Annotated in this window: 2 protein-coding genes; both read left to right on the plus strand. The window is 30.5% G+C overall.

The features are described from left to right. Positions 1 to 322 (plus strand): IS200/IS605 family transposase (tnpA, locus tag LN736_RS18855; protein ID WP_229982215.1); only part of this gene is annotated, 322 nt, incomplete at its 5' end. A gap of 9 nt (positions 323 to 331) precedes the next feature. Further along, on the plus strand, positions 332 to 603 hold a 272-nt coding region (locus LN736_RS18860; RefSeq protein WP_229982216.1), incomplete at its 3' end, for a helix-turn-helix domain-containing protein.

The following is a 603-nucleotide window of genomic DNA, read 5'->3' on the forward strand; positions in this document are numbered from 1 at the left end:
AGTACTAAATGATAAAATATCAAATAGGCTAAAGGGAATATTTGAGTATATATGCCCTAAATACAATATTACTTTATGCGAATGGAATCATGATAAAGACCACGTACACCTTTTGTTTAGAGGATCACCAAATACAAATATATCAAAATTTATAAATGCTTATAAGAGTGCCAGCAGCAGACTTATAAAAAAGGAGTTCCCATCAATAAAAAAACAATTATGGAAAGAGTACTTCTGGAGTAAAAGTTATTGCCTTATAACAACTGGCGGTGTTCCAATTGATATAGTTAAGGAGTACATAGAAAATCAAGGAATGAAATGAGGCGAAAATGTGTTAAAAGCTTATAAATACAGGATTTACCCGAACAAAGAACAAAAATTGTATTTTGCTGGAACTTTTGGCTGTGTCAGATTTATATATAACAAAATGCTGGCTGATAGAATTAAATCATACAAGGAAAACAAAGATTTGGATATTAAAAAGATTAAGTATCCTACTCCAGCACAGTATAAGAAAGAATTTGAATGGCTTAAAGAAGTTGACAGTCTTGCTCTGGCAAATGCTCAAATGGATCTAAATAAAGCATATAAAAATTTCTTTAG

It is taken from the genome of Clostridium aromativorans (assembly GCF_020908015.1).
Classification (GTDB): Bacteria; Bacillota; Clostridia; order Clostridiales; family Clostridiaceae; genus Clostridium_B; species Clostridium_B aromativorans.